A 26,276-nucleotide genomic window follows, 5' to 3' on the forward strand; every position below is an offset into this window, starting at 1 on the left:
GCCGTTATCACTGACGTTGGATAAGCGGTTGAACTTTATTATCAATGGCTTCCCGGGCCCGGAAGATACGTGAACGTACGGTACCTACCGGACAATCCATGATGGCGGCGATCTCTTCGTAACTCAGACCATCCAGTTCCCGCAGGGTGATGGCCATACGCAGATCTTCAGGCAACGCCTCAATCGTCCGAAAAACAATTTGTTTCAGTTCGTCTGACAACATTAAGTTCTCAGGGTTCGAAATTTCTTTTAGCGCACCTGCACTTTCGAAATTTTCCGCGTCAATCGCGTCCACATCGCTGGACGGCGGCCGGCGCCCCTGAGCCACCAGATAATTCTTCGCGGTGTTGACCGCAATGCGGTACAGCCACGTGTAAAAGGCGCTATCACCCCGGAACGACTCCAGTGCGCGATACGCTTTAATGAAAGATTCCTGAACCACATCAGGCACATCGCCTGACGGGACATAACGTGAAACCAGGCTCGCCACTTTATGCTGGTATCGGATCACCAGTAAATTAAATGACTTTTGATCTCCTTTCTGAACCCGCTCAACGAGAACCTGATCCGTTAACTGCTCGCTCATCCGAGGTAATGTCTCCCCAAATCTCTTTTATGCGTAAGTGAACTGCCAGCACATCTCATTTATTGTGAGCAAGCATGCGCTTAGAGTCCCGTTCTGGCCTGAAGTTCACCACGACCTGATATTATCTGTACCGGTGCCCTGACATCGTTGTTGTTGATGGTCTTTCAGTGTAGCGACTTACCGCACTGGTGGTGTCGTTGGCGGCACCGATAATCGCTGGCAGAGTACCCTATGACGCCGCATTTTTCACCTTTATTCCCTGAATTTTCAGCGTGTTTGGTATAAAAAACACTAATCGCTTATTTTCAGACATAACTTACTGAAATCGCATTACAATCTGATTATTGCGTCGAATTATCCCGCGTTTTTTGTTCAAAATACTTCACACCAGCGGCGTCCGGGCTTATGCTCGGGGGACCTTTTGTTTAGTAAATTAAACATCATGAACCCCATTCCCGATCATAGCTGTGATGTACTGATTGTCGGCAGCGGCGCGGCCGGTTTATCTCTGGCGCTGCGGCTGGCACCGCACTATCAGGTAACGGTGCTGAGTAAAGCGCAGATTAGCGAAGGCTCCACGCTGTATGCGCAGGGCGGGATTGCGGCGGTGTTTGATGAGAACGACAGCATTGAATCGCACGTCGAAGATACGCTGATTGCCGGCGCAGGCCTGTGCGATCGCGAGACGGTCAATTTTATCGCCAGCAATGCGCGCCCGTGCGTACAGTGGCTGATCGATAACGGCGTAGCGTTTGATCGCGAGCCCCAGGATAACGGTAACGCGCGCTATCACCTGACGCGCGAAGGCGGTCACAGCCATCGCCGTATCTTACACAGCGCCGACGCCACCGGGCGCGCGGTCGAAACCACGCTGGTCAGCCAGGCGCTCAGCCATCCCAATATTCGCGTTATTGAGCGCGCCAACGCGGTGGATTTAATCCTTTCTGATAAAATTGGCCTGCCCGGAACGCGGCGCGTGGTGGGCGCGTGGATCTGGAATCGCAATCGCGAACAGGTTGAAACCTGCCGCGCCCGCAGCGTGGTGCTGGCCACTGGCGGTGCGGCGAAGGTATATCAGTACACCACTAATCCGGATGTCGCTTCCGGCGACGGCATCGCGATGGCGTGGCGCGCCGGCTGCCGGGTGGCCAATCTGGAGTTCAATCAGTTTCACCCTACCTGCCTGTTTCATCCGCAGGCGCAAAACTTTTTGCTGACCGAAGCGCTGCGCGGCGAAGGCGCCTGGCTACTGCGCCCGGACGGTTCGCGCTTTATGCCGGATTTCGATGCGCGCGCCGAACTGGCACCGCGCGATATCGTGGCGCGCGCTATCGATCACGAAATGAAGCGCCTGGGCGTCGACTGCATGTATCTCGACATCAGCCACCAGCCGGCCAGCTTTGTGCGCGCCCACTTTCCGATGATCTGTGACAAGCTGCTGACGTTTGGCCTCGATCTGACACAGCAGCCGATTCCGATTGTGCCCGCCGCGCATTACACCTGCGGCGGCGTGATGGTGGATCAGCATGGTCGCACCGATGTCGACGGGCTGTATGCGATTGGTGAGGTCAGCTACACCGGCCTGCACGGCGCTAACCGCATGGCATCGAATTCGCTGCTTGAGTGTCTGGTGTATGGCTGGTCGGCGGCCGAAGATATTGTGCGCCGTCTGCCGCAGATGCACGCCGTCGATCACCTGCCGGCGTGGGATGAAAGCCGCGTCGACGATGCCGATGAACGGGTGGTGATTCAGCACAACTGGCATGAGCTGCGGCTGTTAATGTGGGATTACATGGGCATCGTGCGTACCACCAAGCGGCTGGAGCGCGCCCTGCGCCGCATCACGCTGCTGCAGCAGGAGATAGATGAATACTATGCGCATTTTCGCCTCTCCAACAATCTGCTGGAGCTGCGCAATCTGGTACAGGTGGCAGAGCTGATGGTGCGCTGTGCGCTGGCGCGCAAAGAGAGCCGCGGGCTGCACTTCACCCGCGACTATCCGCATATGCTGCCCGAGGCACAGCCAACGGTGCTGCAGCCGGTAGCCTAGCGGAACAGATAGAAATCGGTTACCAGGCTCAGCCAGTCCGCCGAATAGCTTTTATCCTCATCACGAATGGCGAGACGCTCCTGCACGAGTTCGCCTGCGGCAGGTGAAAAGCCCAGCACCAGCCGGTTCGGCGGTCGCTGCGCGTAAGGTGCCACATCATAGCGATAGCGTAGATGCCAGCCTTCGGCGCGCGCCAGTGCAATCAGGTTTTCGCCAGCATCCGCGGGCAGCACCACGCAAAACAGCCCCTCTTCTTCAATCAGCTGTGCCGCACAGCGCAGCAGGGTGGGATGATCAAGCGTTGCCGTGCTGCGCGCGGTATCGCGCTCGACGCTGGCCGAGGCCATGCCCGGCGTGAAAAACGGCGGATTACTGACAATCAGCGAGTAGCGTTTTTCTGCCTGCTCACTCCAGCTGACGATGTCCTGCGCGTGTACCGCGATACGATGCGCCCACGGCGACGCGGCGACGTTCTCCTGCGCCTGCGCGGCGGCGCTGCGCTCCAGTTCAACGGCATCAATACTGACGTCATCCGGCGTGCGCTGCGCCAGCATCAGCGCTATCAGACCGCTGCCGCAGCCGATATCCAGTATGCGCCGTACGCCTGCCACCGGCGCCCAGGCCCCGAGCAGCACCCCATCGGTGCCGACCTTCATGGCACAGCGATCGTGCGCGACAAAAAATTGCTTAAACGTGAATCCATCTTTTCTTAACATCGCCCGCGCTGGCGGTTGCGGCTGAGACATGCTTAACGACCATTGAATTTGCTCCTGCCGGAAGTGTAACGTGGTCGCGAAGTGAATTCACCTTCACCTGTGCAACACAAACAGATGAAGATTGTGGCTGAACTGTCTATAATCAGCGCCCCAAACTGAGGTAGACCATGACCGTAACCACATTCTCCGAACTCGAACTCGACGAAAGCCTGCTGGAAGCCCTGCAGGATAAAGGCTTCACGCGCCCGACTGCCATTCAGGCTGAGGCCATTCCTGCCGCGCTGGAAGGCCGTGACGTTCTGGGTTCGGCACCAACCGGAACGGGGAAAACCGCAGCCTACCTGCTGCCCGCTTTACAGCACCTGCTCGATTTCCCGCGTAAAAAATCAGGGCCGCCGCGCATTCTGATCCTCACGCCGACGCGTGAACTGGCGATGCAGGTTGCCGACCAGGCGCGCGAGCTGGCCAAACATACCCATCTCGATATCGCCACCATCACCGGCGGCGTGGCCTATATGAACCACGCGGAAGTGTTCAGTGAAAATCAGGACATCGTGGTCGCGACCACCGGCCGCCTGCTGCAGTACATCAAAGAAGAGAACTTTGACTGCCGCGCGGTAGAAACGCTGATTCTGGACGAAGCCGACCGCATGCTGGACATGGGCTTTGCGCAGGATATCGAGACCATTGCCGGTGAAACGCGCTGGCGCAAACAGACGCTGCTGTTCTCGGCCACGCTGGAAGGCGACAATATCAAAGATTTCGCCGAGCGCCTGCTGAACGATCCGGTAGCGATTGAAGCTGATCCAAGCAAAAGCGAGCGCAAAAAGATTCAGCAGTGGTATTACCGCGCCGACAACCTTGAGCACAAAACCAAACTGCTGGTGCATCTGCTGAAGCAGCCGGAAGTGAAGCGCGCCATCGTGTTCGTGCGCAAACGTGAGCGCCTGCATGAGCTGGTGACCTGGATGCACGAAGCCGGCCTGCGCAGCAGCTACCTCGAAGGCGAAATGGTACAGGCTAACCGTAACGAAGCGATCAAACGCCTGAATGACGGTCGCGTTAACGTGCTGGTCGCGACCGATGTCGCCGCGCGCGGTATCGACATTGATAACGTCACCCACGTCATCAACTATGACTTACCGCGCACCGCCGATGTTTATCTGCACCGCATTGGCCGTACCGGCCGCGCCGGACGCAAAGGTACCGCGATCTCGCTGGTAGAGGCACATGACCATCCGCTGCTGGGTAAAATCAGCCGCTACGTCAACGAGCCACTTAAATCGCGCGTAATCGATGAGCTGCGTCCGGAAACGCGAGCACCGAGTGCTAAAGTCACCGGTAAACCGTCGAAAAAGGCGCTTGAGAAGCGCAAAGAGAAGAAAGCGAAAGAAGAAGAGAAACCGCGCGTGAAGAAACGTCACCGCGATACTAAAAATATCGGTAAACGCCGCAAGCCAAGCGGCAGCAGCACACCGGAGAGCGGTGCGGAATAAAACAGCATCGCGGCAATTAAATCGCCTCCCTGAGGCGATTTTTTGCTTTCTGGCCTGCTGAAATCGCACTTTCGCGGCGTAAAATCCCTCAGTCTGCCCTCTTCGCTCTTTAGGAAATAAAAAAAGCCGCGCCAGTAAGCACCGGCGCGGCCTGTATTGCTGTGTGCGTTTTCGTCAGCCGATCAATTACAGGCTTTCGGTAAAAGTACGGGTGATAACGTCACGCTGCTGTTCTGGCGTCAGCGCGTTAAAGCGCACCGCATAGCCCGACACGCGAATGGTCAGCTGCGGATATTTTTCCGGATGCTTCACCGCATCTTCCAGCGTTTCACGGCGCAGCACGTTTACGTTGAGGTGCTGACCGCCTTCAACGCGCACCTGCGGTTTCTGCTCCAGTGGAATTTCACGGTAAGCAATCTCGCCAAGGTCGCTGACTGCAACAACCTGATCTTCCGTGAAATCACCTTTTGCGCACAGGCAGCGGGCTTCGGCTTTCTCATTGTCCAGCAGCCAGAACGAGTTCAGCAGCTGCGGATTTTGTGCCTGAGTAATTTGAATACCGGTAATCATAGAGGCCTCCAGGGCTTAGCGCTGCGGCAGGAGCACAGCGCGGTTCTTCGGGTTATGTGATGCTCTGGTATATCACCGCGCAGACCGGCTCGTTTTGACCTGTATCAATTTCGTCCGGCCAGAATTTTTGCTTTCAACTTAATAAATTGATTTATAACAATTTTTTATCATTAAATTTTTCTGCAATTGTTCAACTTATTTTTACCCTTCTGCTGCCCCGCCGGACACGCTAAGCTAAAGGTATCAATTTGCAGGGAGTCAATGATGGCTGAGAAGCTGACCTGGCACGATGTGCTGGCTGAAGAGAAAGAAAAACCTTACTTCGTGGAAACGCTGAAAGCGGTAGCTGAAGAGCGAGCAGCGGGCGTGACGGTCTATCCGCCGCAAAAGGACGTGTTCAACGCGTTCCGTCTCACCGAACTGGGCGATATCAAAGTGGTAATCCTCGGCCAGGATCCGTACCACGGCCCGAATCAGGCGCATGGCCTGGCGTTCTCGGTCCTGCCGGGCGTGGCCATTCCGCCGTCGCTGCTGAATATGTACAAAGAGCTGGAACAGGACATTCCTGGCTTTCAGCGTCCGCAGCACGGATTTCTTGAAAGCTGGGCGAAACAGGGTGTGCTGCTGCTGAATACGGTGTTAACCGTGGAAGCTGGCAAAGCGCATTCGCACGCGCGTTTCGGCTGGGAAACCTTCACCGACAATGTGATCAGCGCCATCAACACCCATCGCGAAGGGGTGATTTTCCTGCTGTGGGGATCGCACGCGCAGAAGAAAGGCAGCATTATTGATGCGCAGCGTCATCACGTATTGAAAGCACCGCATCCTTCGCCGCTTTCGGCGCATCGCGGCTTTTTTGGCTGTCAGCATTTTTCCAAAGCCAATGCGCTGCTGAGCCAGGCTGGCCAGACGCCCATTGACTGGACGCCGGTGCTGCCCTGAAAACACAAACGGCCGCATCAGCGGCCGTTGTTACACGGGAGCGGCTTAGCCTTTGGCTTTTGATACCGCAACCATCGCCGGACGCAGCAGGCGACCGTTGAGGGTATAACCGCGCTGCATCACCATCAGCACATGGTTTGGCGCCACTTCTTCAGACTCCATCATCGACATCGCCTGATGCACATCCGGGTTGAACGGCACATTAGTTTCGCCCACCACTTCCACGCCGAACTTGCGCACCGCACCCAGCAGTGATTTCAGCGTCAGCTCGATGCCTTCAATCATCGAAGCCAGCTCGGTGTTCTCTTTATCCGCCACTTCCAGCGCGCGCTCCAGGCTATCAATCACCGGCAGCAGTTCGTTGGCAAACTTTTCCAGCGCAAACTTGTGCGCTTTTTCCACGTCCATTTCGGCGCGGCGACGGATATTTTCAATCTCAGCCTGCGCGCGCAGCTGGGCGTCACGCACGCCACCCTGCGCCTGCGCTAATTCCGCTTCCAGCTGGGCGATACGCTCATCACGCGGATCCACCTCAGTTGCTGTCTCCGCTTCCGGCTGCTGTTGTTCCTGTTGAATTTCGTCTGAGACTTGCTCGTTTGGGGTGTTCTGTTCTTTACTACTCATGAATTTCTCCGCGTTTTGCACATTCATCTCGCTGGTTGGCTTATTATGGGGATCAGTTTGACGGTTTCAAGTGAACCCATCACATTGCCTGGCCGTTTTGGCTTATGAGGAACACCCGCTAAATGAACAAACACTTTAACTGCATTGGGATCGTCGGCCATCCGCGCCATCCCACTGCGTTAACCACCCATGAAATGCTCTGGCGCTGGCTGACTGACAAAGGCTATGACGTGATCGTGGAACAGCAAATCGCCCGCGAGCTGAACCTGCAGGATGTGCGTACCGGCAGCCTGGCGGATATCGGCCAGTATGCCGATCTGGCGGTGGTGGTCGGCGGCGATGGCAACATGCTGGGCGCCGCGCGCGTGCTGGCTCGTTACGACATCAAGGTGATTGGCATCAACCGCGGCAATCTCGGCTTCCTCACGGACCTCGATCCGGATAACGCGCAGCAGCAGCTGGATGACGTGCTGCAGGGCGATTATTTCGTGGAAAGCCGCTTTTTGCTGGAAGCGCAGGTATGCAAAGAAGAGTGTTCGCCGCGCATCGGCAGCGCCATCAATGAAGTGGTGCTGCATCCGGGCAAAGTGGCGCACATGATTGAATTTGAAGTCTATATCGACGAAGTGTTCGCCTTTTCCCAGCGCTCGGACGGGCTGATTATCTCCACGCCAACCGGTTCAACCGCCTATTCGCTTTCGGCGGGCGGGCCGATATTAACGCCGTCACTTGATGCGATTGCGCTGGTGCCGATGTTCCCGCACACGCTGTCGGCGCGTCCGCTGGTGATCAACAGTAGCAGCACCATTCGCCTGCGTTTTTCCTCGCTGCGCAGCGACCTGGAGATCAGCTGTGACAGCCAGATCGCCCTGCCGATTCAGGAAGGAGAAGATGTGCTGATTCGCCGCAGCGCCAATCACCTCAATTTAATTCATCCAAAAAATTATAATTATTTTAATACTTTAAGCTCAAAACTCGGATGGTCAAAAAAATTATTCTGAAAAGGCCTGCCGGCTACTTTACTGGATAAAAAACCAGTTTATACTGTATGAAAAACCATATCTGTTTTTACATACAGGTGATTGTATGCTGGCACAACTGACCATCAGTAATTTTGCAATCGTTCGTGAACTGGAGATCGACTTTCATCGTGGCATGACAGCGATCACCGGCGAAACCGGCGCAGGGAAATCCATCGCGATTGATGCGCTGGGCCTGTGCCTTGGCGGCCGTGCTGAAGCAGACATGGTGCGTCAGGGGGCCAGCCGCGCGGATATCTGCGCACGCTTCCAGCTGAAAGCGTCACCCTCTGCCCAGCGCTGGCTGGTGGAGAACCAGCTCGACGACGGCAACGAATGTCTGTTGCGCCGCGTGATCAGTGCCGATGGCCGTTCACGTGGCTTTATCAACGGCACGTCCGTACCGCTGTCGCAGCTGCGCGAACTCGGTCAGTTACTGATTCAAATCCACGGTCAGCATGCGCATCAGCTGCTGCTTAAAACCGATCACCAGAAACACCTGCTGGATGCCTACGCCGCGCACGACGATCGGCTGGCGGAGATGCGTCAGCACTATCAGCGCTGGCACCACAGCTGCCGCGCGCTGGCACAGCATCAGCAGCTGTCGCAGGAGCGTGAAGCCCGCCGCGAACTGCTGCAGTATCAGCTGAAAGAACTCAACGAGTTTGCGCCGCAGCCAGGCGAGTTTGAGCAGATTGATGAAGAGTACAAGCGCCTGGCGAACAGCGGTCAGCTGCTGTCCACCAGCCAGCAGGCGCTGCAAATTCTTGCCGACAGTGATGACACCAACCTGCAAAGCCTGCTCTACAGCGCGCGTAATATGCTGAGTGAGCTGGTCTCGCTGGACGATAAAGTCAGCGGCGTATTTAACCTGCTGGAAGAAGCCGCGATTCAGCTGAGTGAAGCCAGCGATGAGCTGCGCCACTACTGTGAACGGCTCGACCTCGATCCTAATCGCCTGTACGAGCTGGAGCAGCGTTTGTCGCGGCAGATTGCGCTGGCGCGTAAGCACCATGTTTCACCGGAAGCGCTGCCGGTGCTGTATCAGCAGCTGCTGGATGAAGCGGAACAGCTGTCGCAGCAGGAGAGCGATCAGGAAAGCCTGCAGAGCGACGTCGTGGCTCATCATCAGGCCGCGCTGGCCTGTGCCGAAGCCCTGCATCAGCAACGCGTTGCCTCGGCGCAGGAGCTGAGCCAGCTGATTACGCAAAGCATGCGCACCCTTGCCATGCCGCACGGTGAATTTGCCATTATGCTGGAATTTAATGCCGATCAGCTGACGGCCGAAGGTGCCAGCCGTATTGATTTCCGGGTCACCACCAATCCGGGCCAGCCGCTGCAGCCGCTGGGTAAAGTGGCCTCAGGGGGTGAACTGTCACGTATTGCGCTGGCGATTCAGGTGATCACCGCACAGAAAATGGAAACTCCGGCGATGATTTTCGATGAGGTAGACGTCGGCATCAGCGGTCCGACGGCCGCTGTCGTTGGCCAGATGCTGCGCCAGTTGGGCGAATCGACTCAGGTAATGTGCGTAACTCACCTGCCGCAGGTGGCGGGCTGTGGTCATCAGCACTTCTTCGTCAGCAAAGAGACCGACGGTGCGATGACCGAAACCCACATGCAGCCGCTGGATAAGCGTGCGCGTCTGCAGGAACTGGCGCGCCTGCTTGGCGGCAGCGAAGTAACACGCAACACGCTGGCGAACGCAAAAGAACTTTTAGCAGCCTGACACCGCACTTTTTTGCGGCCTGGTGGTCATATGCTTGCTCTGTAGAGGTTTCCAATAGCTCAAAGGTTTATTATCATCGGCAGTCATATCGCCATAATAAAGCCTGCCGTATGCAGAGTTCAGAATTTGATGGCAACAAAACTGCCTGATGAAAGGCGTTTGGCCCCAGAAAAGGAATGTATAGATGCGCTGTAAAACGCTGACTGCCGCGGCAGTGGTAATGTTGATGATGACCGCCGGATGTTCCACCCTTGAGCGCGTTGTGTATCGTCCGGATATCAATCAGGGAAATTACCTGGTCGCCAACGACGTTTCGAAGATTCACACCGGCATGACGCAGCAGCAGGTTGCTTACACGCTCGGTACGCCGATGATGCACGACCCGTTTGGCAGCAACGTCTGGTATTACGTTTTCCGTCAGGAGCCAGGCCATGAGAGCGTGAAGCAGCAGACGCTGACGCTGACCTTCGACAGCAACGGTACGCTGACTAACATCGACAACAAACCGCGCCTCACCGGCACTGAAGACTGAGTGAGCCGCAACAAAAAAGGCGCCTGAGCGCCTTTTTTAATGCCTGTACACTTACTTTTTCGTTGCCGCGCGCTCTGCCCGCTGCCGGCGCATTTCTTTTGGATCGGCAATCAGCGGGCGATAAATCTCGACCCGATCGCCATCCTGCAACGTATCGCTCAGCTTGACCGGACGGCTGAAAATGCCGACCTTGTTGCTGCTCAGGTCGATATCTTTGCGCAGCGTCAGCAGTCCGGATGCCTGAATCGCCTGCTCAACCGTGGCGCCCTCTTCCAGGCTTACCTCACGCAGATACTGTTTATCCGGTAGCGCGTACACCACTTCAACGCTGATGTCAGCCACGGTAAACCTCTTTGGCGCGCTGAGTAAACGCCTGCACCATGCTGTTGGCCAGCTCTTTGAAAATGCGGCCAAACGCCATCTCGACCAGCATGTTGGTGAACTCAAAGTCGAGGCTGAGCTCAACCTTGCAGGCATCGTCGCCGAGCGAGATAAATTTCCAGCCACCGGTCAGCTTGCGGAACGGCCCATCGACCAGCTGCATATGAATGCTCTGGTTATCGGTCAGGGTGTTACGCGTGGTAAAAGTTTTACTGATGCCGGCTTTGGAGACATCCACCGCGGCGGTCATCTGGTTACCGCTGTTATCCAGCACGCGGCTGCCGGTACAGCCCGGAAGAAATTCAGGATAAGCATCCACATCATTCACGAGCCGGTACATCTGCTCAGCGCTATACGGGACCAGCGCTGAACGGCTAATCTGGGCCATAATGGTTCCTGTTGGTCACAAAACCGTTGAATTATACCATTTTAAGCTACTAAACAAAAATTCACGCCTTTGCCAGCTGTGCTAAAATAGTGTGTTTTTTACCGCCCCGCAGGACAGGGGATGCGCCCACAGACTGAGTGATGTAGACTACGCCGCACTATGACAAAGAAAAAAGCTCACAAACCCGGTTCAGCCACTATTGCCCTCAACAAACGCGCTCGCCATGAATACTTCATTGAAGAGGAGTTCGAGGCCGGCATGGCGTTGCAAGGATGGGAAGTCAAATCACTGCGCGCCGGTAAAGCCAACATCAGCGACAGCTATATTTTGCTGCGCGATGGCGAAGCCTATCTGTTCGGTTCCACTTTTCAGCCGCTGGCGGTGGCATCAAGCCACGTGGTGTGCGATCCCACGCGCAACCGCAAGCTGCTGTTGAACCAGCGCGAATTGGACTCCCTGTACGGTCGTGTTAACCGCGAAGGTTACACCGTGGTTGCGCTGTCGCTGTACTGGAAAAACGCCTGGGCCAAGCTGAAGATTGGTGTGGCACGCGGTAAGAAAGAACACGACAAGCGCGCGGACATTAAAGATCGCGAGTGGAAGATGGACAAAGCACGAATTATGAAGAATGCCAGCCGTTAACCACTGGAATCTTTTATAATTTTTTGCTAGAGTAAGAAGTCTTGGGGCTGATTCTGGATTCGACGGGATTCGCGAAACCCAAGGTGCATGCCGAGGTGCGGTAGGCCTCGCTAAAAAACCGCAAAAAAATAGTCGCAAACGACGAAAACTACGCTTTAGCAGCTTAATAACCTGCTTAGAGCCCTCTCTCCCTAGCCTCCGCTCTTAGGACGGGGATCAAGAGAGGTCAAACCTAAAAGAGATCGCGTGGATGCCCTGCCTGGGGTTGAAGCGTTAAAACTAATCAGGCTAGTTTGTTAGTGGCGTGTCTGTCCGCAGCTGGCAAGCGAATGTAAAGACCAGACTAAGCATGTAGTACCGAGGATGTAGGAATTTCGGACGCGGGTTCAACTCCCGCCAGCTCCACCAAAATTCTCCATCGGTGATTACCAGAGTCATCCGATGAAGTCCTGAGAGCCCGCATGGCGCAAGCCCTGCGGGCTTTTTTGTGCCTGTAATCTTCCGGGATAACCCACCTGAATTCTGAATAATTAGGTATAGGTTTAGTATACACATTGGCGTTAGAAAAAATGTGCACCAGCTTGAACGTAATAACTCATCCACAAGGCGAATCTGATAGCGCCACGCATGGGGGAACAATCCCGCCGCCTGACTGGCTTCCGTATTGGCATGTTTGATATGGCCACCGGCACGTTTAGTTCGCACAGCGTCCGGGCGAAAAACCTCGCAGGCTTTCCGGCGCTCATTGACGCGGTCAGCCGGGCACAATCACGACAAGCAGGAGCGTATCCTCGCGGAATTATTGATGGTGCTGGCAAACCGCTATGACTGGCAGATGTTTCTTGAACTCACCGGCCCCGGCGGCAGCGGTAAAAGCGTCATGGCCTCGATAGCCACTCTGCTTGCCGGAAAAGACAATACCACGTCAGCCACCATCGAAACGCTGGAATCCTCACGCGAGCGCGCCAGCGTGGTAGGTTTCTCGCTCATTATCCTGCCTGACCAGGAAAATGGAGCGGCGATGGCGCAGGCATTAAGGCGATTACCGGCGGCGATGCGGTGGCAATCGACCCGAAATATCGCGATGCCTATTCAACGCATATCCCGGCAGTGATATTGGCGGTAAATAACAATCCGATGCGTTTCAGCGATCGCAGCGTTGGCGTTTCACGTCGTCGGGTAATTCTGACGTTCCCGGAAGTGATTCCGGCGAAAGAGCGCGATCCACAGCTGCTGGACAAAATCAGCGCCGAGCTGGCCGTTATTGTTCATCATCTGATGCAGCGCTTCGCGTCACCTGACAAAGCGCGTGAACTTTTACAGGCGCAGCAATCATCCGGCGAAGCGCTGGAGATAAAACGACAGGCTGATCCGCTGGTCGATTTCTGCGGCTACTTAATGCCACTGAGCACGCCGAACGGGCTGTTTATCGGCAACGCCAATATTCGACCGATTAACTCGAAGCGCTATCTCTATCATGCGTATCTGTCATTTATGGAATCACGCGGCCATCAGCACCCGCTCAGCCTGACAGCCTTCGGCCAGGCAGTGCCACAGACGCTTAAAGAGTATGAGCGAGTGCTACTCAAGCGCCGTACCAATAACGGCATACAAACAAATCTTACGTTACATGAGGACAGCGAAGCAGATTGGTTGCCAGCGTGCAGCCCCTTATAAATCGTCTCAAATAAACCGACTTACGCCGGTTTTTATTTTTGATAAAATTTTTCATGTCAGCCAAGGTCAACTATGATTAAGAAACGTTCATAAAGATGCCGCTTGCGATGTATCTATTTCCATATTCACCAACAAAAATTAATGAACAGACCGTAGTGAGGGTGTTCAGTTATGTCTAAAACTCAAACGAAAACTCAGAATACTTTTGGACACTGCATATAAGGATATGATATTAATAGTATAGAGCATATAAAGGAGAGAGCATGGAGAGCTATACATTTGAATTAAAAAATAATGTATTTGGATACTTTCAGAAAGAAGGTGATGATTGTTATATATATATTGACACCGGAATCTATTCTAAAACTCATTATTACAAATGGAATGATTGGCTGCGAGGTGAAAATAACTATTATGAGACATTTCCTGACGCAATCAGTAATGACCAGATTGCAAAAGCAATTGGTTATTTTTCTTGGCATCAAGCTTATGATTACTGCCCATATTATCCAATAGTGATTAATCAATCCAAAAAAACTGAAAGTGGTATGTTTTCCCCTCGGATAAACCGAGGAGAACCTAATCTATTCAGCTATCATTATGCCAACACTCCAATGCTTGATGAAATTCGTGCCTTTAGTAACATCTGCGACTCATTAAATGAGCTTTTTAACTACATAGATCCTGACACTCTTAATTTAAATTGCTTTGGAAGCAAAGTAAGAGAGATTTTAATTATTGCATGCACTGAGGTTGAATATTTACTCCAAAACTTTCTTGTGGATAACAAATACCCTTCAACTACCAGATTTAGTACCAATGATTACATAAAATCTCTAAATCCTCTAAAATTAAACAACTACTCAACAAAAATCACCTTCTATCCACAATTGCAAGAATGGTCTCCTTTTAGCGGCTGGGATATTACACAACCGACTAAAAGTATATCTTGGTATGATGCATACAATGCCGTCAAACATAACCGTGGTATTAATAGACATAAAGCATCACTTAAATCCGTAATAAATTCTGTTGCTGCCATTCATATTTTACTCGAGGCGCAATATGGACGAGAAACATTCAACAACCCCATACAGTCTAATTTTTCAAGTATTTTCAAAACAGTTCAGCGCCCTGCTTTTTCAGTTGATGAACTTCAATGCCCAATAATGAGCCAATCTGAGATGACATGGAGTAGTAAACAATATTTATTTCTGTAATGGGATGTTCATGCTTTGGCCGCAGAGGTTAGATGCGGCTAACGCCAGATCAACTATGAACGAAAAGCGGGCATACATTAAAGTTTAAATCAATTACTCCTACCGCTAATGGAGTAAGGCATAAAAAATTTCTGAATTGGATTCTTCCGTTGCAATTGGCAAAAAACAATAAGGAATGAATATAATTATGTGGACGTTAGATGACCTGCGCAGATTGGATAAAAAATATGCTGAGGAAGGTGTTCACGTTCATCAGAGACCTCTAAGCGCCGCATTTGATATACTTGGAACAGATTTCAGCTTTGGTCTTTTGAGTAATCCTGAGGTTCAACACATCGTAGATGCTTATATTGCCATGATGCCTGAAGTCGAAACAAGCTGGCCTGGTGCAGGAATAGGTCTGATTGCATCCATGGATCAAGTGAAAAAAACAACCTTCCCTGTCATATTCGGGGATAACCAGTTAGAAGTCTGGCAAATAGCAGGTTTCATTAGTAATGAGGAATGGTGGGAGTGGTGTAGGAGAGATCGAGCAATCGCAGCAGATGTATCTTTTGCTATTGCTGATATTCATGATTTTACCATGGGACTAAATGAAGTAGAAAATTGCGACTCAGAGGCATTAACACTGTGGCAGATGTCCCGATCCAATCTCGAAGATATGGCAAATACATTACCTAATAGCTTTAGTCATGATTCAGTTATCCAACCTATCTGTTTGGTAGCAGAGCTCTCCCTCAAAGCTGCTTTAGTTTGGAGCGGGATCGATTTGAATGCTTTAAAAGGAAAAAATGGTCATAATCTGGATTATTTAGCAAAAACATTGATGGATAAAATACCCCATCGTGATGATAGAAAAATTAAAGCGGTTATAGATAACCTTCCGCATTATGTCGCCAGCCGCTATAAGCCAGCGGGGCTTAAGCGTCTTCAGGTTGTTCGATTGGCTCTAGGAGTTCAGTTTATTGCAGCATCTACTTTACGTAGAATAACCACCTTAGACTTAGCTATCCATATGGAGTCGGGAGAATTTCCAGGCTCACGTCCAGAGTTCACTATTTGAGTGCAAATAACCAGTATTATTCTTAACGTCATGCCTTAAGGTTCACCGAAAAAATCTCACGAGCCAAACATTTTAATTGATTGCTCGTGAAACTTTATATCTTGATTCAACCGCACAGATGGCTAGGATGTTATAATAGCCCTGACTGGTGCAAGGAAATATAGCATGCCATTTATCATGGTTCATAGAGTCAGCGTCTTGTATTGCGTCGTCTTCATTCATTTCTTCAAGAGATAAATAATAACGTTCAGTCAAGTAATGCTCGTTTGCTATGCTCATGTGTAAACATCCATTATCTCGTAACCCTCTCTAACTTATTTTAAATAAAGAACTGTAAATAATTTCAACACTCATAACCTTACTACTTGTGGTTTATTTCCCATCCATATGGATTTACAAGTCAATTTTGGTACAAAGCTAACCATTGCCAGCATGCAGAACCTCAAAACATACATTACGCATACCGGCTTCTGCCGATTTTGATCATCTCGATTAAGATCGATCACCCTAAGTGCACACTAATGTACATCCGGCCTCACCCCCTTCACTACCTAATGCCATGAATTTAATAAACAAAATACCAAAGTGAACAGTGTGAACACTTTTCCCTAAAATCATTTTATTTTGGATCTAGCGCGGGGAATTCGTTATCCTTGCCGTGCCGCTCCGGGATGTGAGATCTAATAATTGGTACACGTTTAGGTACACGGAACAAACTTGAATTAGATAAAAACATCTAAATACATGAGCTTGCGATTTTTGTTCAGATTCCGCCAGCCCACCAAAATTCTCCATCGGTGATTACCAGAGTCATCCGATGAAGTCCTAAGAGCCCGCATGGCGCCCTGCGGGCTTTTTGTGTCTGTAATCTTCCGAGATGATCTGACCTGCTCCACGTTGATTAATACACCGCGATGTTAGTAATGTCTTCATAAGCAACATAAGGACATCTCCATGAAGAAGCGTTTTGTTCATATTGAGCCTTCAATTCATACAATTTCTGACGAATATCTTTAGTCGAGTATGGAATACATATTCCCCACTCAAAAATCTGATACTCGCCGGTTTCTTTAAACAAATCATCATTCTTTTTTGGAAACATTTCTCTTTTAATGTTCTCAAGCCCATCCTACTGCATTAAGTATGTTATAATATCAGCTAAGCCTCCAATTTTTAGATTATTGATAAATCCCGAAGAATTTTTTACGCATCAATATTCATTAATAAGTTTTTTCTTTTTGTGTCACCCACTCCTCCACATTAAAATCAGTCGGATATTTTCACTTACAAACCTCTTATCAAAATTATATTTTTTGCCAATAAGCAAGAGCTAACTCAGAGATGCTCCGCTTCTCTAAGTTGCCTTGCTTTTTGCTGCTCTATGATTGGAAAAGAAAGATTTAAAACCTGGAACCTTAACTTTCTAACTCCTATTTCAAATTGGATGTAATTAATTACTATATGAATAGAGAGCTTTTGTATGCCAATACGAAACCTCTATGATTTACAAATCAATCGATGTAAAATTATTACTCCTTCGTTTAACATGGAATAAAAAAATGGGAAAATTTGCGGATTTTAATATCAAAAACAATACCGAAAACACTAATATTAGCCAAAGCAATAGTGGTGGTTATAATGTTCAAAATACTCAGGTCATAAATAATCGAACCATTAATAATCATTATACAAAGCAAAATTCTAATGGTGATGGTGATGCAGGTGCCTTTATGGCGGGAGCGGCCATTTTAACTGTAGGAATAGGATTTGTTATCTGGTCATTTTTTACACATTATCAGGAAATATATCCCATTTTAAAAACAGGTGCTTTATTCTCTCCTATATTATCGATAATTGGGATTATAGCTTTGGTTCTTAGGGAAGAGGTTGAGACAACAGATTTTGTCAGATTTATTTTCTTAGTCTTAGCTGGAGGTTCTGTTTTTTTATTAAATGAATATCTGAATATAAATGTCCCACAAGAAATTATAGATTTATCAAAACAAGCCGTATCAGTTTCAGGTTTTTGGAACGGATTAAACGAATATGGTAAAAATCTTTCTTTGTCGTTGATATCTTCTAGTATCTTGATTGGCGCATCAATAATATTGATAATATTCTCAGCGTTCAGAGAATTATCATACTCCTTAGCTAACAAAAATATGTCTGGATTTTGGTTTGCAAGCCTTAAATTAACTAATTTATTCCGTGCTCAAGCCCTTGGTAATGGTGGAATCATAACTCTAATCTTGGCACTAACTTTTTTAACATTAAATGGATATGTATTCCATTTTGAATGGAACTAGTTTAAAAAGGGCCTTTTGGCCCTTGTTTCTAATAAAAACTGAAGCTTACAGCTTGTTGAGATATTCATCTCTACTTTCTTTTTTATTATTTGGATTTATCACATTAACTAATTACCCTACCTTTATTTATTCGCCTGTTCTCATTCAATTCGAAAAAAAATATCAAGTCACGCTTAACATTGACAAACGATAATTATTTACTATAACAAGATAGAAAGTTAGTTAATTACATTAAAGGCATGACATATATAAGGAGTTTATATGGCAAATACAAAATCGCAGTTTTGAACACTAAGGATGCAAAACATTCAACCTCGAAGTGTAACTTACTACCACAGGAATTACGAATTCATTGTGTTAGTGTTCGTCTTAATAATGCTGAATTGGCCAAGCTTAATACATTGAGGGAGCATTATCCAAAAGGAGAGTGGCTTCGTATGGCTTCCCGTCAAAAGTTACCTCCTATTATACCTGCGATTAATACCAAAGCCTGGAAAGCTTTAACTGACATATCAAAAAAACTAAATCGAATTGCGATCCATATCGATGGTAAGAGCAAAGATAGCCAGCTTACTCATACAGAGCTCGCCGTGAAGCCGGACTGGCCTTCCCTCCCCTAAAGAAGCTCTACAACAGATACTTGATAAGTTTGGCAGATACACCTGATCTTTTAACATTTATCAAGAGGCTGGAAGAAACTTAAATATATTGGACGGCTAACATTGCTTCTACCGGTAAGATGAACGGCTTCTCATTCTCTTACCGCGATATAGCTTTCAAAGCTTCGCAGTTAGGCAAGGGTTACTCTTAGTAACCGTCTTAACTATAACCCCAGCCACTTAGAAGCTCTTCTGAACTGCCCACAGCATTTGGTACAACCGTAATTAGTCATGCCCTACCCTCCACTCTCTGAATAATCCCCTCTCCATCCCGCTGCAAATTCAGACGGCACCAGATAATTCAGCGTGGGGTTCAGACAACACCCACTAAAACCCTCACACCACTCTCTGATAGCTTTCCCGGCCCCCCTATCAAAAATATTTCCTTCAAATCGTCGGAGCATTTTCATCGCTGGCGCGAAGCGCTGCCAGATCGGCTTGCTGACCGAATATCCCCCAGTTTACTTCTTCGATTTCCTTTATCACCACATAGACAGGCGCGACCGAAGTGCCTGACGGACGACGATCCAGAATTGCGGTTGCTCCCTCAATCAACTTCTTCTTTGCTTCTTCATCCAGGCCACCTTTGATGACATATATCTGGAGGGACACAACCGGCAACCATGCGGGTTTATCTCCCATAAAGACGGCATCAGAAGAGTATTCGGCAAAGTAGGTCCATACCGTACTACGAACCAGAGGGGAGTCTGGCAGCGCCTCGCAATTAAGTCCTAACTGCGTCAGATCTCTGGCAACCCGTTGACGCTCAGCCGCATTAAAGGTACCTGCTGGCGCATGAATGATCATTTTAGGCATCAAATACCTCTCATTGCATCAGGGGAACAGGATGGATTCCGCACCGGGCGGAATCCATCATCAGGCAACTAAATTGACTGCCCGCCGGAGACTTCAATGCGCTGACCGGTGACCCAGCGGTTGTCCGGTCCCAGCAGGCTGGCAATCATCGGACCGATGTCATCAGGCAGGCCCACGCGACCCAGCGCGGTCATGCCAGCAAACGCCTGGTTGTAATCGGGGATGTCACGCACCGCACCACCCAGGAAGTCGGTCTCAATCGCTCCCGGGGCCACGGTATTCACGGTGATGCCGCGGCTGCCCAGTTCTTTCGCCATATACACGGAGAGTATTTCAACGGCGCCCTTGGCAGCCGAGTAGGCCGAGAAACCCGGAAACGACACGCGGGTCAGCCCCGAGGAGAAGTTGACGATGCGTCCGCCATCGACCAGCAGCGGCAGCAGCGACTGCGTCAGAAAAAACACCCCTTTGACGTGTACGTTAAATAACGCGTCAAACTGCTCTTCCGTGGTTGCGGTGAAGTCGGCCATTTCCCCATGCCCGGCGTTGTTGATCAGATGGTCGAACGTTTCGCGTCCCCAGTCACCTTTCAGGATATTGCGCACAGCGGCGACGAAACCCGGAAAGGACGATACGTTGCTGGTGTCCAGTTGCAGCGCAACGGCCTTACGGCCAAGCGCCTGAATTTCATTCACCACGGCGTCCGCCGCCTCTTTACCAGTACGATAAGTCACGATGACATCACCACCATGGCGGGCAATGCTCAGTGCGGTATTACGGCCAAGACCCCGGCTGGCGCCAGTTACAAGAGAAAGGGTTGTCATGAAATATCTCCTCAATAATGGGAGAGTGATTCTAACAATCGACAAACTTTCAGGGTTGCCCAATAATTTTTAATTATTGCCTGATTATTTTTATATTTTTATTTTATTCCGTATTTACTAGAATGGCTGCACCGTAAATTTTTATTTTATTGCCTGATAATATGAAAAAGCGTGATCACTCGTATGAGGAACGCACTGCACGGGACGATGAATTCAACTCTGCCGGGAGGATGGCGGCTTTGCTGCAGGCGGCACGACACTACGCTGATGAACACCACAACGGAGCGGGGGTTGCCGCAACGCCAGTTGATGGGGTGTTCATTCTGCGCGAGACCGCGCCTACCGCGTTGCAATTCGCGATCACTAAACCGTTGATCGCAATGGTGTTGCAAGGCAGTAAACGCGTGACCATGGGCAGCGATCGTTTTGATTTCGGCGCGGGGGAATCCCTGCTGATCACCATGGACGTGCCAACCGTGAGTCAGGTTATCAGCGCCAGTGCCGACACCCCTTATTATTCTCTGGTCGTGGAACTGGATGCGGCGGTGATTAGTGAACTGATGGCAAACATGGTCGGGCTGGAGGCTGCCACGGATTTGCCCGTCAGCATTGATCAGATTGAAGAAGATATGGCAGAAGCCGCTTTGCGCCTGCTGAACATGCTCAGCAGACCGCGCGCGCTCGCCGTGCTGGGCAGCCAGTTGGTGCGGGAGTTACATTACTGGCTATTGTCAGGACGACACGGCAGCGCGCTGCGCGCCCTCGGCAGCACTGACAGCCATGCCCGGCGGATTGCACGGGCAGTCGCGATCATTCGGGCCAATTATGCGCAACCGCTGCGCATGAAAACCCTCGCTGACGCCGCCGGTATGAGCCTCTCGGTATTTCATACGCATTTCCGCCATGTCACCACGCTCACCCCACTGCAATTTCAGAAACAGCTACGCCTGCTTGAAGCACGAAGACTGATGCTGACGGAAGGGACAGCCATCGGTATTGCTGCCAATGCGGTGGGATATGAGAGCGTGACGCAGTTTACCCGTGAATATTCACGACTGTTTGGTTCACCGCCAGCCCGAAATATTAGGGAAACCCGCGCACTCGAGCGTTCAGCCCTGTCCGTTGAGCCGATAAGGCAATAAATTATTCGAGTCTGTCGCTGCCGGGACGTACATCCTGGCGGGTGACATCTGATCACCCGAACGACGCTGACTGCTTTACCCTCAGTCAGCCGTAACAAACGACAGCTCGCGAAAGCGCCTCTCCCTGCTGCGCATTTATGCCAGAAATTCCCACAGAAACGGTATATTCACTTACAGTTTATTCCTAATGCCCTGCGTTGCGCTCTGTGCCACTCTTAACTACGCTCATAACACTTATGATGCTTAATGAGGGAATATATTATGAAAAAGACGATTATTGCGTTATCCGCCATTCTTCTGACTTCTACGGCGTTTGCCGCCACACACGCAACCGATGAAACCGTCGCTGACGCCAAAGCGGGCGCCAACACGGCGAAAGAGAAACTGCATCAGGCGCAGCATCAGGGTGAAGAGCAGCAGCTCAAAGCCAAACATGCTGCCGAAGGCAAAAGCGATAGCCTGACCAGCAAAGCGAGCGAAAACTCGCAGAAAGCCTGGAACAGCACCAAAGAAGGTACTGAAAAAGGTTGGGACGCCACCAAAGAAGGCGCGCAGAAAGGCTGGAACAAAACCAAAGAAGGTGCCAGCGATCTGAAGAAGAAAGTCTCTGAGTAATTTCTTCTAAAGTAGACAGCGATTGCTCTGCATTCATTTAAATCAAAATGCCAGGTGCTTAGCGCCAGGCATTTTTTTAAGCATTAATGAGGAGCAGGTAAAGACAAATTGGACACGAATTCCAAAGCTAAAGAGTCCCTTTCACTAAAGTATTTTGCCGCTCGTTCCGTCAACCATACTTCATGGAAATGCCTTCTAAAATCATCTAGATATTCAATTGGATATAGTCTTGCAGAGACTTTGCGCCCATCTGGATATTCATGTTCGTAAGAAGGAAAGCTTGCTGGTTCTACATTTCTATTTTCACGTAACCATTTGCAAAAAAGTTTTCCTTCAGAAATATCAGGAACAAGATTATCTGGTAATGTATAGCCAGCCTCTTCCAGTGGGGCAATTAAGCTTAAAGTCATCTCATTCAACATTGAAAAATGGGTATATGGGATCTTAGCTCGATTTTTTGTATACCTTACTATATGTGCAGGTAAAGCTCCTGTCGCTTTATATCCAGTTCTTGTATAGATGAACTCTTTTAGAGATTGAGTCGCTAAATTTCTAAAGTTTCCGCGCGCAATTTCTGCATCAGAGCGACTTTCAAAAGCATAGTACTCGAGAACAGCCATGCAATTATCGGCAGGAATAGCATGGTAAGTTGTACCTTTTACTTTTATTGCTGAATGTAAATCATTTTCAGGGTTCCCTCCATTTCGCGAGATAATTTGACTTATGGCTACTCCTCGCGGGAGCAAACGTTGATTCTGCCAATCGTTCACCATTGTAATTATATTACTACGAGCAGTACCGCAAATAAATGCCAACCCGCTAGCTGTTAAATAAGGCGTACCATCACTCATCACCCCCATCTCAAAACCATCAGCCTCAGACTGATGCCTGACAGGCACTAAGGGAATACTGATTTGCTGTTGCATAATATTGTCCTAAACAAAAAAAATTAGCATCTTTTTGATAAAAATATCAAAAAGCTCTCATAAACCGTTAAAAGGCACTTTACTACGCTGATGTTATTTATATTCATTTGGAGACATTTGGATTTGTCATAATATATCGCGTTATTGTGTTATCACATAAGCTTTGCTAAAGTCAATTGAGATCAATTCAAGGAGACAGGGATGGACACCTCACTTTTACAAGTTCTGGATCAGCAGGGACATGAGCGTTTTCAGTCGGAAATCAATGCGCTGCAGGGAGATGTTGCAGCAGCGGCGACACGTTTATCAATTGATCCCCGCCTACGCCTTGAATATTCACGGTTGATCAAAGAGATGGCTAATGATCTTACAACAAAAGTGAATGCTGGTTTAATCAACTGGGAGCAGGCGGCACGGGAAGCTCATGACACCCGTAACTTAATAATGGAAATGATCCGTTCAAGGAGCACTCCATTAGGCAGAGCAATGGCTGAACGACTTAAGCTGACAGGTAAGAGTTTGAATGAATTGGTAGCAAAAAAAACTATTCAAATTTTTGGTCCACATGCGAATTTTAACAATATTTCAATCAGCCAGCAAAATCAGGTATATGCAGCCATTGTAGAATCTGCGGGAAAGTCAAATCCTCAAGTTAACCTGAAAATGATGCGGCTTTCTCGTGTAGCAAAAGGGTTGGTTGTTCTCTCAATTGCTATATCAATTTACGAGATTTATGAATCTGATGACAAAGTTTCCGAAACCGGGAGACAGATAGCGATTAATGGAGCAGGAGTTTTAGGGGCGGCAGCGGGTGGAGCAGTAGCAGGTCTCGCCTGCGGACCGGGTGCGCCGATATGTGTGATGATCGGTGGTTTCGCAGGAGCTGCTCTCGCGGCATGGCAAATGGGATGGATTTGGCGCTGATGCAAATAGTTAATGATGTATCTTTGGTTGAGGTGCAACACGCAACGGACCGCGAACAGGCGAAATCAGAGGTATTACTCAGCGGTAGTTCTACCGGCATAATCATCCCCGGAAAAATCCTTGAGGCAGCAGTCAAAGTTACTGATAACCGCTATATCCTGTTTGTCACGGATGACGTGCTCTACGAGGAATCACTAACGATTGTGCTGATTGATTCCTCTCAGGGCATTCAGGAAATTGTCACTATTGGCAATGAGTATAACTCCGGCACATTTGAGCAATTGCACATCAGTGACCATTCACTTCAGTTTCGTTTTATCGGTGATTATATCTGGAGCCTGACACTGGAAGATTCACCGAAATTCCAGCTGCCATTTTTCAGCGATCCGAAAGGCGTGTCCCGCAGTAAAGCATTTACCCGATTCATGAACATCACGGCTTTACCCGCGTGATAAACACGAACTCATTACCCCAAAAGGCCGCGATGCGGCCTTTTTTGTGCCTGCCAGCAACCGGATTGATACAAAACGCTGCGATCCCGCTCCTGGATTCGGGCAAATTCCTAATCAGTGATTGATTAATAAGCAGGCTGCGCGAATAGTAAGCGAACCGGCCATCGGGTGCCGGCACAAGGAGAAAGCACATGGGATATTACGTACTGAGAAAAAGTGATACAGCATTGTCGCAGAAATACTGGTTTGTGCTTAAAGCCAGCAACGGCGAAACCATTGCCACCAGCGAGATGTACAGCTCAAAACAGGCGGCGGAAAATGGCATCCGCTCGGTGCAGCAGAACGGTGCGTCAACCACTATTCACGACGAGACCTGACTTCGCGCAGCCTGCGCAGTGATGCGCGAAGGTGGGTCATTGACCCTGCAAGCGGCGCAATGTATTACGCGATGAATCGCGCCGCTAAGCATCCCCGGCGAACGGGTACCACGCAGCGCCACAGGCCCCCTCCCTGAAACGCCACCGACGCTTTGCATCGGCCGGCCTTTGCCCCTACACTTGCCGCATCGCCCTTAACCATTAATTAACTTTATGTCCGATACATTTCAACGCCAGCCGCTGCCCTTGCCCAACGGCCACAATAAAGTGCTGCTGCACTCCTGCTGCGCTCCCTGCTCGGGAGAAGTGATGGAAGCGATGCTGGCTTCCGGCATCGATTACACCATCTTCTTCTACAACCCGAACATCCATCCGCTGAAAGAGTACGAGCTGCGCAAAGAGGAGAACATCCGCTTTGCCGAGCAGTTTGGCGTGCCTTTTGTTGATGCCGATTACGACAAAGACAACTGGTTCGAGCGCGCGCGTGGCATGGAGTGGGAGCCGGAGCGCGGCGTGCGCTGCACCATGTGTTTCGACATGCGCTTCGAGCGCACCGCGCTGTACGCGCATGAACACGGCTTCCCGGTGATCACCAGTTCACTCGGCATTTCGCGCTGGAAGAATATGCAGCAAATCAACGATTGCGGCGTACGCGCGGCGGCGCGCTATCCGGATATGCTGTACTGGGAGTTTAACTGGCGTAAAGGTGGCGGTTCGTCGCGCATGATTGAGATCAGCAAGCGCGAGCGCTTCTATCAGCAGGAATATTGCGGCTGCATCTATTCGCTGCGCGATACCAACCGCCACCGCGTAGCAAGCGGTCGCGAACGTATCGAAATCGGCGTGCAGTACTATTCGCCGGATGAGTAAGAAAAAAACCTGCTGGCGCTAACCAGCAGGCTAAGCATTACCAGTTCAGCAGCTGGCCGCGGTAATCCACGTAATGATGGCCGCCACGCCCGCTAAACTGCTGCAGTTGCGTGACCATGCCCTGCGCGCTCTCGGTGACGGTGATATCCGCGCCCTCACCGCCCATATCCGTTTTTACCCAGCCCGGATGCAGTGACAGCAGCGTGCTGCCCTGCTGGTGCATCTGCGTCGCCAGCGTGCGGCTCAGCATATTCAGCGCCGCTTTGCTGGCTGAGTAGAACGGCATCGCCGCGTCACGGTTCTCGTTGAGGCTGGCGAGACGCGACGTGGTCAGGCCCAGCACGCTCTGTTTATCGCGCAGCAGCGGCAGCAGGCTCTCCGCCAGGCGCACCGGCGCCACCGCATTGGTGAAGAACAGCTCGCTGAGCTGCACATCGTCCACGTCGCGCAGCTGTGACGCGTGCGGACCAAGAATCCCGGCGTTAATCAGGATGCAATCAAAGGGTGCGTCGCCGAGCTGCCGGACCAGCGCGTCACGCTGCGCGCCATCGGTGATATCCAGCGCCAGCCACTGCAGCTGCGGATGCTGAAACGAAACCGCCGTGGAACGGTAGGTGGCGGTCACCTGCCAGCCCGCCTGCAGTAGTTGCTGCACCACGGCCAGGCCAATGCCTTTTGACGCCCCAATAATCAATGCTCGCTGTTGTTGGCTCATCTGTCTCTCGCTGGT

27 protein-coding genes, 1 other RNA gene and 3 pseudogenes are annotated in these 26,276 nt (G+C 50.5%); 20 read left to right on the forward strand and 11 right to left on the reverse strand.

Going from position 1 to position 26,276, the window contains the following annotated elements; genetic code table 11:
- Positions 1-7: 7 nt before the first annotated feature.
- The gene (rpoE, locus tag KOL70_RS10235; RefSeq protein ID WP_010617748.1) at positions 8-586 is read right to left on the reverse strand and encodes an RNA polymerase sigma factor RpoE; all 579 of its coding nucleotides are present in this window, start codon (positions 584-586) and stop codon (positions 8-10) included.
- Positions 587-1,028: 442 nt separating this feature from the next.
- On the opposite strand from rpoE, the gene nadB reads away from it, so the two are divergent.
- Positions 1,029-2,636, forward strand: a complete 1,608-nt coding sequence (nadB, locus tag KOL70_RS10240) for an L-aspartate oxidase (RefSeq protein WP_215480964.1) — start codon at positions 1,029-1,031, stop codon at positions 2,634-2,636.
- Here nadB and KOL70_RS10245 read toward each other — a convergent pair.
- Positions 2,633-3,382 carry a tRNA1(Val) (adenine(37)-N6)-methyltransferase gene (locus tag KOL70_RS10245; protein WP_058770868.1) on the reverse strand — a complete coding sequence of 250 codons (750 nt, stop codon included), beginning with the start codon at positions 3,380-3,382 and terminating at the stop codon, positions 2,633-2,635. The genes nadB and KOL70_RS10245 overlap by 4 nt on opposite strands.
- A 137-nt stretch (positions 3,383-3,519) precedes the next feature.
- Here KOL70_RS10245 and srmB point away from each other — a divergent pair, with 137 nt between their 5' ends.
- The gene (gene srmB, locus KOL70_RS10250; protein WP_021506515.1) at positions 3,520-4,848 is read left to right on the forward strand and encodes an ATP-dependent RNA helicase SrmB; all 1,329 of its coding nucleotides are present in this window, start codon (positions 3,520-3,522) and stop codon (positions 4,846-4,848) included.
- Positions 4,849-5,034: 186 nt separating this feature from the next.
- Here the strand turns inward: srmB and grcA are convergent, their stop codons facing one another.
- Positions 5,035-5,418, reverse strand: a complete 384-nt coding sequence (gene grcA / locus KOL70_RS10255; RefSeq protein ID WP_021506514.1) for an autonomous glycyl radical cofactor GrcA — start codon at positions 5,416-5,418, stop codon at positions 5,035-5,037.
- Positions 5,419-5,682: 264 nt separating this feature from the next.
- Here grcA and ung point away from each other — a divergent pair, with 264 nt between their 5' ends.
- Entirely contained in the window at positions 5,683-6,360 is a 678-nt protein-coding gene (ung, locus tag KOL70_RS10260; RefSeq protein WP_058775636.1) for a uracil-DNA glycosylase, read from the forward strand.
- A 45-nt stretch (positions 6,361-6,405) separates the two neighbouring features.
- Here the strand turns inward: ung and grpE are convergent, their stop codons facing one another.
- Positions 6,406-6,984, reverse strand: coding sequence for a nucleotide exchange factor GrpE (gene grpE / locus KOL70_RS10265; RefSeq protein ID WP_031279366.1), 579 nt, complete (start codon positions 6,982-6,984; stop codon positions 6,406-6,408).
- Between the two features lie 122 nt (positions 6,985-7,106).
- Between grpE and nadK the strand changes: the two genes are divergently transcribed.
- From nadK to bamE, 3 genes are all read left to right on the forward strand, one after another.
- A complete protein-coding gene (gene nadK / locus KOL70_RS10270; protein ID WP_058758272.1) occupies positions 7,107-7,985 on the forward strand; it encodes an NAD(+) kinase in 879 nt (292 codons plus the stop codon).
- An 85-nt stretch (positions 7,986-8,070) separates the two neighbouring features.
- Complete coding sequence (gene recN / locus KOL70_RS10275) at positions 8,071-9,732, forward strand: DNA repair protein RecN (RefSeq protein ID WP_021506510.1); 1,662 nt, start codon at positions 8,071-8,073, stop codon at positions 9,730-9,732.
- Positions 9,733-9,916: 184 nt separating this feature from the next.
- Entirely contained in the window at positions 9,917-10,264 is a 348-nt protein-coding gene (bamE, locus tag KOL70_RS10280) for an outer membrane protein assembly factor BamE (RefSeq protein WP_021506509.1), read from the forward strand.
- Positions 10,265-10,315: 51 nt separating this feature from the next.
- Here bamE and KOL70_RS10285 read toward each other — a convergent pair whose 3' ends face one another.
- Together KOL70_RS10285 and KOL70_RS10290 are read right to left on the reverse strand one after the other, a co-directional pair.
- Entirely contained in the window at positions 10,316-10,606 is a 291-nt protein-coding gene (locus tag KOL70_RS10285) for an RnfH family protein (RefSeq protein ID WP_021506508.1), read from the reverse strand.
- On the reverse strand, positions 10,599-11,033 hold the full coding sequence (locus tag KOL70_RS10290; RefSeq protein WP_021506507.1) for a type II toxin-antitoxin system RatA family toxin: 435 nt from the start codon (positions 11,031-11,033) through the stop codon (positions 10,599-10,601). The genes KOL70_RS10285 and KOL70_RS10290 overlap by 8 nt, the downstream gene beginning before the upstream one ends.
- A 159-nt stretch (positions 11,034-11,192) precedes the next feature.
- Between KOL70_RS10290 and smpB the strand changes: the two genes are divergently transcribed.
- The 5 genes and pseudogenes from smpB (at position 11,193) to KOL70_RS10315 (ending at position 15,635) form a co-directional block, all read left to right on the forward strand.
- Positions 11,193-11,675 carry an SsrA-binding protein SmpB gene (gene smpB / locus KOL70_RS10295; RefSeq protein WP_021506506.1) on the forward strand — a complete coding sequence of 161 codons (483 nt, stop codon included), beginning with the start codon at positions 11,193-11,195 and terminating at the stop codon, positions 11,673-11,675.
- Between the two features lie 43 nt (positions 11,676-11,718).
- Positions 11,719-12,083, forward strand: a transfer-messenger RNA (tmRNA) gene (gene ssrA, locus KOL70_RS10300).
- Between the two features lie 186 nt (positions 12,084-12,269).
- Positions 12,270-13,352: pseudogene (locus KOL70_RS10305) on the forward strand (primase-like DNA-binding domain-containing protein); the annotation flags it as partial.
- A 263-nt stretch (positions 13,353-13,615) separates the two neighbouring features.
- Positions 13,616-14,572, forward strand: a complete 957-nt coding sequence (locus KOL70_RS10310; protein ID WP_215480610.1) for a hypothetical protein — start codon at positions 13,616-13,618, stop codon at positions 14,570-14,572.
- A 187-nt stretch (positions 14,573-14,759) separates the two neighbouring features.
- Positions 14,760-15,635 carry a hypothetical protein gene (locus KOL70_RS10315; protein ID WP_215480611.1) on the forward strand — a complete coding sequence of 292 codons (876 nt, stop codon included), beginning with the start codon at positions 14,760-14,762 and terminating at the stop codon, positions 15,633-15,635.
- A 72-nt stretch (positions 15,636-15,707) separates the two neighbouring features.
- Here KOL70_RS10315 and KOL70_RS10320 read toward each other — a convergent pair whose 3' ends face one another.
- The gene (locus tag KOL70_RS10320; RefSeq protein ID WP_215480612.1) at positions 15,708-15,914 is read right to left on the reverse strand and encodes a hypothetical protein; all 207 of its coding nucleotides are present in this window, start codon (positions 15,912-15,914) and stop codon (positions 15,708-15,710) included.
- Between the two features lie 1,220 nt (positions 15,915-17,134).
- On the opposite strand from KOL70_RS10320, the gene KOL70_RS10325 reads away from it, so the two are divergent.
- The 3 genes and pseudogenes from KOL70_RS10325 to KOL70_RS23595 all read left to right on the forward strand — a co-directional run.
- Positions 17,135-17,941, forward strand: a complete 807-nt coding sequence (locus tag KOL70_RS10325) for a DUF2157 domain-containing protein (RefSeq protein ID WP_254185838.1) — start codon at positions 17,135-17,137, stop codon at positions 17,939-17,941.
- A gap of 261 nt (positions 17,942-18,202) precedes the next feature.
- Positions 18,203-18,537 (forward strand): annotated as a pseudogene (locus tag KOL70_RS23590) (hypothetical protein); the annotation flags it as partial.
- Between the two features lies 1 nt (position 18,538).
- Positions 18,539-18,792: pseudogene (locus tag KOL70_RS23595) on the forward strand (relaxase); the annotation flags it as partial.
- Between the two features lie 195 nt (positions 18,793-18,987).
- Here KOL70_RS23595 and KOL70_RS10330 read toward each other — a convergent pair.
- Positions 18,988-19,416, reverse strand: coding sequence for a tautomerase family protein (locus tag KOL70_RS10330; RefSeq protein WP_215480613.1), 429 nt, complete (start codon positions 19,414-19,416; stop codon positions 18,988-18,990).
- Between the two features lie 68 nt (positions 19,417-19,484).
- Positions 19,485-20,240, reverse strand: coding sequence for an SDR family NAD(P)-dependent oxidoreductase (locus KOL70_RS10335; protein WP_058758256.1), 756 nt, complete (start codon positions 20,238-20,240; stop codon positions 19,485-19,487).
- Positions 20,241-20,470: 230 nt separating this feature from the next.
- Between KOL70_RS10335 and KOL70_RS10340 the strand changes: the two genes are divergently transcribed.
- Positions 20,471-21,382 (forward strand): AraC family transcriptional regulator, encoded by a 912-nt coding sequence (locus KOL70_RS10340; protein ID WP_215480968.1) that lies wholly within the window; start codon positions 20,471-20,473, stop codon positions 21,380-21,382.
- Between the two features lie 261 nt (positions 21,383-21,643).
- A complete protein-coding gene (locus KOL70_RS10345) occupies positions 21,644-21,997 on the forward strand; it encodes a hypothetical protein (protein ID WP_021506488.1) in 354 nt (117 codons plus the stop codon).
- Between the two features lie 83 nt (positions 21,998-22,080).
- Here the strand turns inward: KOL70_RS10345 and KOL70_RS10350 are convergent, their stop codons facing one another.
- Positions 22,081-22,923 (reverse strand): KilA-N domain-containing protein, encoded by an 843-nt coding sequence (locus KOL70_RS10350; RefSeq protein WP_215480614.1) that lies wholly within the window; start codon positions 22,921-22,923, stop codon positions 22,081-22,083.
- A 201-nt stretch (positions 22,924-23,124) separates the two neighbouring features.
- Here KOL70_RS10350 and KOL70_RS10355 point away from each other — a divergent pair, with 201 nt between their 5' ends.
- The 4 genes from KOL70_RS10355 (at position 23,125) to KOL70_RS10370 (ending at position 25,546) form a co-directional block, all read left to right on the forward strand.
- Positions 23,125-23,847 carry a hypothetical protein gene (locus KOL70_RS10355; protein ID WP_215480615.1) on the forward strand — a complete coding sequence of 241 codons (723 nt, stop codon included), beginning with the start codon at positions 23,125-23,127 and terminating at the stop codon, positions 23,845-23,847.
- Entirely contained in the window at positions 23,820-24,299 is a 480-nt protein-coding gene (locus KOL70_RS10360) for a hypothetical protein (RefSeq protein WP_254185839.1), read from the forward strand. The genes KOL70_RS10355 and KOL70_RS10360 overlap by 28 nt, the downstream gene beginning before the upstream one ends.
- A gap of 191 nt (positions 24,300-24,490) precedes the next feature.
- Positions 24,491-24,676 (forward strand): YegP family protein, encoded by a 186-nt coding sequence (locus KOL70_RS10365; RefSeq protein WP_021506487.1) that lies wholly within the window; start codon positions 24,491-24,493, stop codon positions 24,674-24,676.
- Between the two features lie 213 nt (positions 24,677-24,889).
- Positions 24,890-25,546, forward strand: coding sequence for an epoxyqueuosine reductase QueH (locus KOL70_RS10370; protein WP_031279356.1), 657 nt, complete (start codon positions 24,890-24,892; stop codon positions 25,544-25,546).
- A 37-nt stretch (positions 25,547-25,583) separates the two neighbouring features.
- On the opposite strand, the gene KOL70_RS10375 is transcribed toward KOL70_RS10370, so the two are convergent.
- Positions 25,584-26,261 (reverse strand): SDR family oxidoreductase, encoded by a 678-nt coding sequence (locus KOL70_RS10375; protein ID WP_031279353.1) that lies wholly within the window; start codon positions 26,259-26,261, stop codon positions 25,584-25,586.
- Positions 26,262-26,276: the final 15 nt, after the last annotated feature.

Origin of the sequence: Pantoea sp. B270 (genome assembly GCF_018726825.1) — a bacterium.
Taxonomy (GTDB): Bacteria; Pseudomonadota; Gammaproteobacteria; order Enterobacterales; family Enterobacteriaceae; genus Pantoea; species Pantoea dispersa.

Excerpts from the sequence above, each read along its gene's own strand:
- KOL70_RS10340 (WP_215480968.1), top strand. The coding sequence starts at position 20,471 with ATGGCGGCTTTGCTGCAGGCGGCACGACACTACGCTGATGAACACCAC.
- nadB (WP_215480964.1), top strand. The coding sequence starts at position 1,029 with ATGAACCCCATTCCCGATCATAGCTGTGATGTACTGATTGTCGGCAGC.
- KOL70_RS10320 (WP_215480612.1), bottom strand. The coding sequence starts at position 15,914 with ATGAGCATAGCAAACGAGCATTACTTGACTGAACGTTATTATTTATCT.
- KOL70_RS10290 (WP_021506507.1), bottom strand. The coding sequence starts at position 11,033 with ATGGCCCAGATTAGCCGTTCAGCGCTGGTCCCGTATAGCGCTGAGCAG.
- KOL70_RS10370 (WP_031279356.1), top strand. The coding sequence starts at position 24,890 with ATGTCCGATACATTTCAACGCCAGCCGCTGCCCTTGCCCAACGGCCAC.
- grpE (WP_031279366.1), bottom strand. The coding sequence starts at position 6,984 with ATGAGTAGTAAAGAACAGAACACCCCAAACGAGCAAGTCTCAGACGAA.
- KOL70_RS10245 (WP_058770868.1), bottom strand. The coding sequence starts at position 3,382 with ATGTCTCAGCCGCAACCGCCAGCGCGGGCGATGTTAAGAAAAGATGGA.
- KOL70_RS10335 (WP_058758256.1), bottom strand. The coding sequence starts at position 20,240 with ATGACAACCCTTTCTCTTGTAACTGGCGCCAGCCGGGGTCTTGGCCGT.
- KOL70_RS10350 (WP_215480614.1), bottom strand. The coding sequence starts at position 22,923 with ATGCAACAGCAAATCAGTATTCCCTTAGTGCCTGTCAGGCATCAGTCT.
- KOL70_RS10325 (WP_254185838.1), top strand. The coding sequence starts at position 17,135 with ATGATTTACAAATCAATCGATGTAAAATTATTACTCCTTCGTTTAACA.
- rpoE (WP_010617748.1), bottom strand. The coding sequence starts at position 586 with ATGAGCGAGCAGTTAACGGATCAGGTTCTCGTTGAGCGGGTTCAGAAA.
- KOL70_RS10375 (WP_031279353.1), bottom strand. The coding sequence starts at position 26,261 with ATGAGCCAACAACAGCGAGCATTGATTATTGGGGCGTCAAAAGGCATT.
- grcA (WP_021506514.1), bottom strand. The coding sequence starts at position 5,418 with ATGATTACCGGTATTCAAATTACTCAGGCACAAAATCCGCAGCTGCTG.
- KOL70_RS10310 (WP_215480610.1), top strand. The coding sequence starts at position 13,616 with ATGGAGAGCTATACATTTGAATTAAAAAATAATGTATTTGGATACTTT.
- KOL70_RS10345 (WP_021506488.1), top strand. The coding sequence starts at position 21,644 with ATGAAAAAGACGATTATTGCGTTATCCGCCATTCTTCTGACTTCTACG.
- KOL70_RS10360 (WP_254185839.1), top strand. The coding sequence starts at position 23,820 with ATGGCAAATGGGATGGATTTGGCGCTGATGCAAATAGTTAATGATGTA.
- KOL70_RS10330 (WP_215480613.1), bottom strand. The coding sequence starts at position 19,416 with ATGCCTAAAATGATCATTCATGCGCCAGCAGGTACCTTTAATGCGGCT.
- KOL70_RS10315 (WP_215480611.1), top strand. The coding sequence starts at position 14,760 with ATGTGGACGTTAGATGACCTGCGCAGATTGGATAAAAAATATGCTGAG.
- KOL70_RS10355 (WP_215480615.1), top strand. The coding sequence starts at position 23,125 with ATGGACACCTCACTTTTACAAGTTCTGGATCAGCAGGGACATGAGCGT.
- bamE (WP_021506509.1), top strand. The coding sequence starts at position 9,917 with ATGCGCTGTAAAACGCTGACTGCCGCGGCAGTGGTAATGTTGATGATG.
- recN (WP_021506510.1), top strand. The coding sequence starts at position 8,071 with ATGCTGGCACAACTGACCATCAGTAATTTTGCAATCGTTCGTGAACTG.
- ung (WP_058775636.1), top strand. The coding sequence starts at position 5,683 with ATGGCTGAGAAGCTGACCTGGCACGATGTGCTGGCTGAAGAGAAAGAA.
- nadK (WP_058758272.1), top strand. The coding sequence starts at position 7,107 with ATGAACAAACACTTTAACTGCATTGGGATCGTCGGCCATCCGCGCCAT.
- srmB (WP_021506515.1), top strand. The coding sequence starts at position 3,520 with ATGACCGTAACCACATTCTCCGAACTCGAACTCGACGAAAGCCTGCTG.
- smpB (WP_021506506.1), top strand. The coding sequence starts at position 11,193 with ATGACAAAGAAAAAAGCTCACAAACCCGGTTCAGCCACTATTGCCCTC.
- KOL70_RS10365 (WP_021506487.1), top strand. The coding sequence starts at position 24,491 with ATGGGATATTACGTACTGAGAAAAAGTGATACAGCATTGTCGCAGAAA.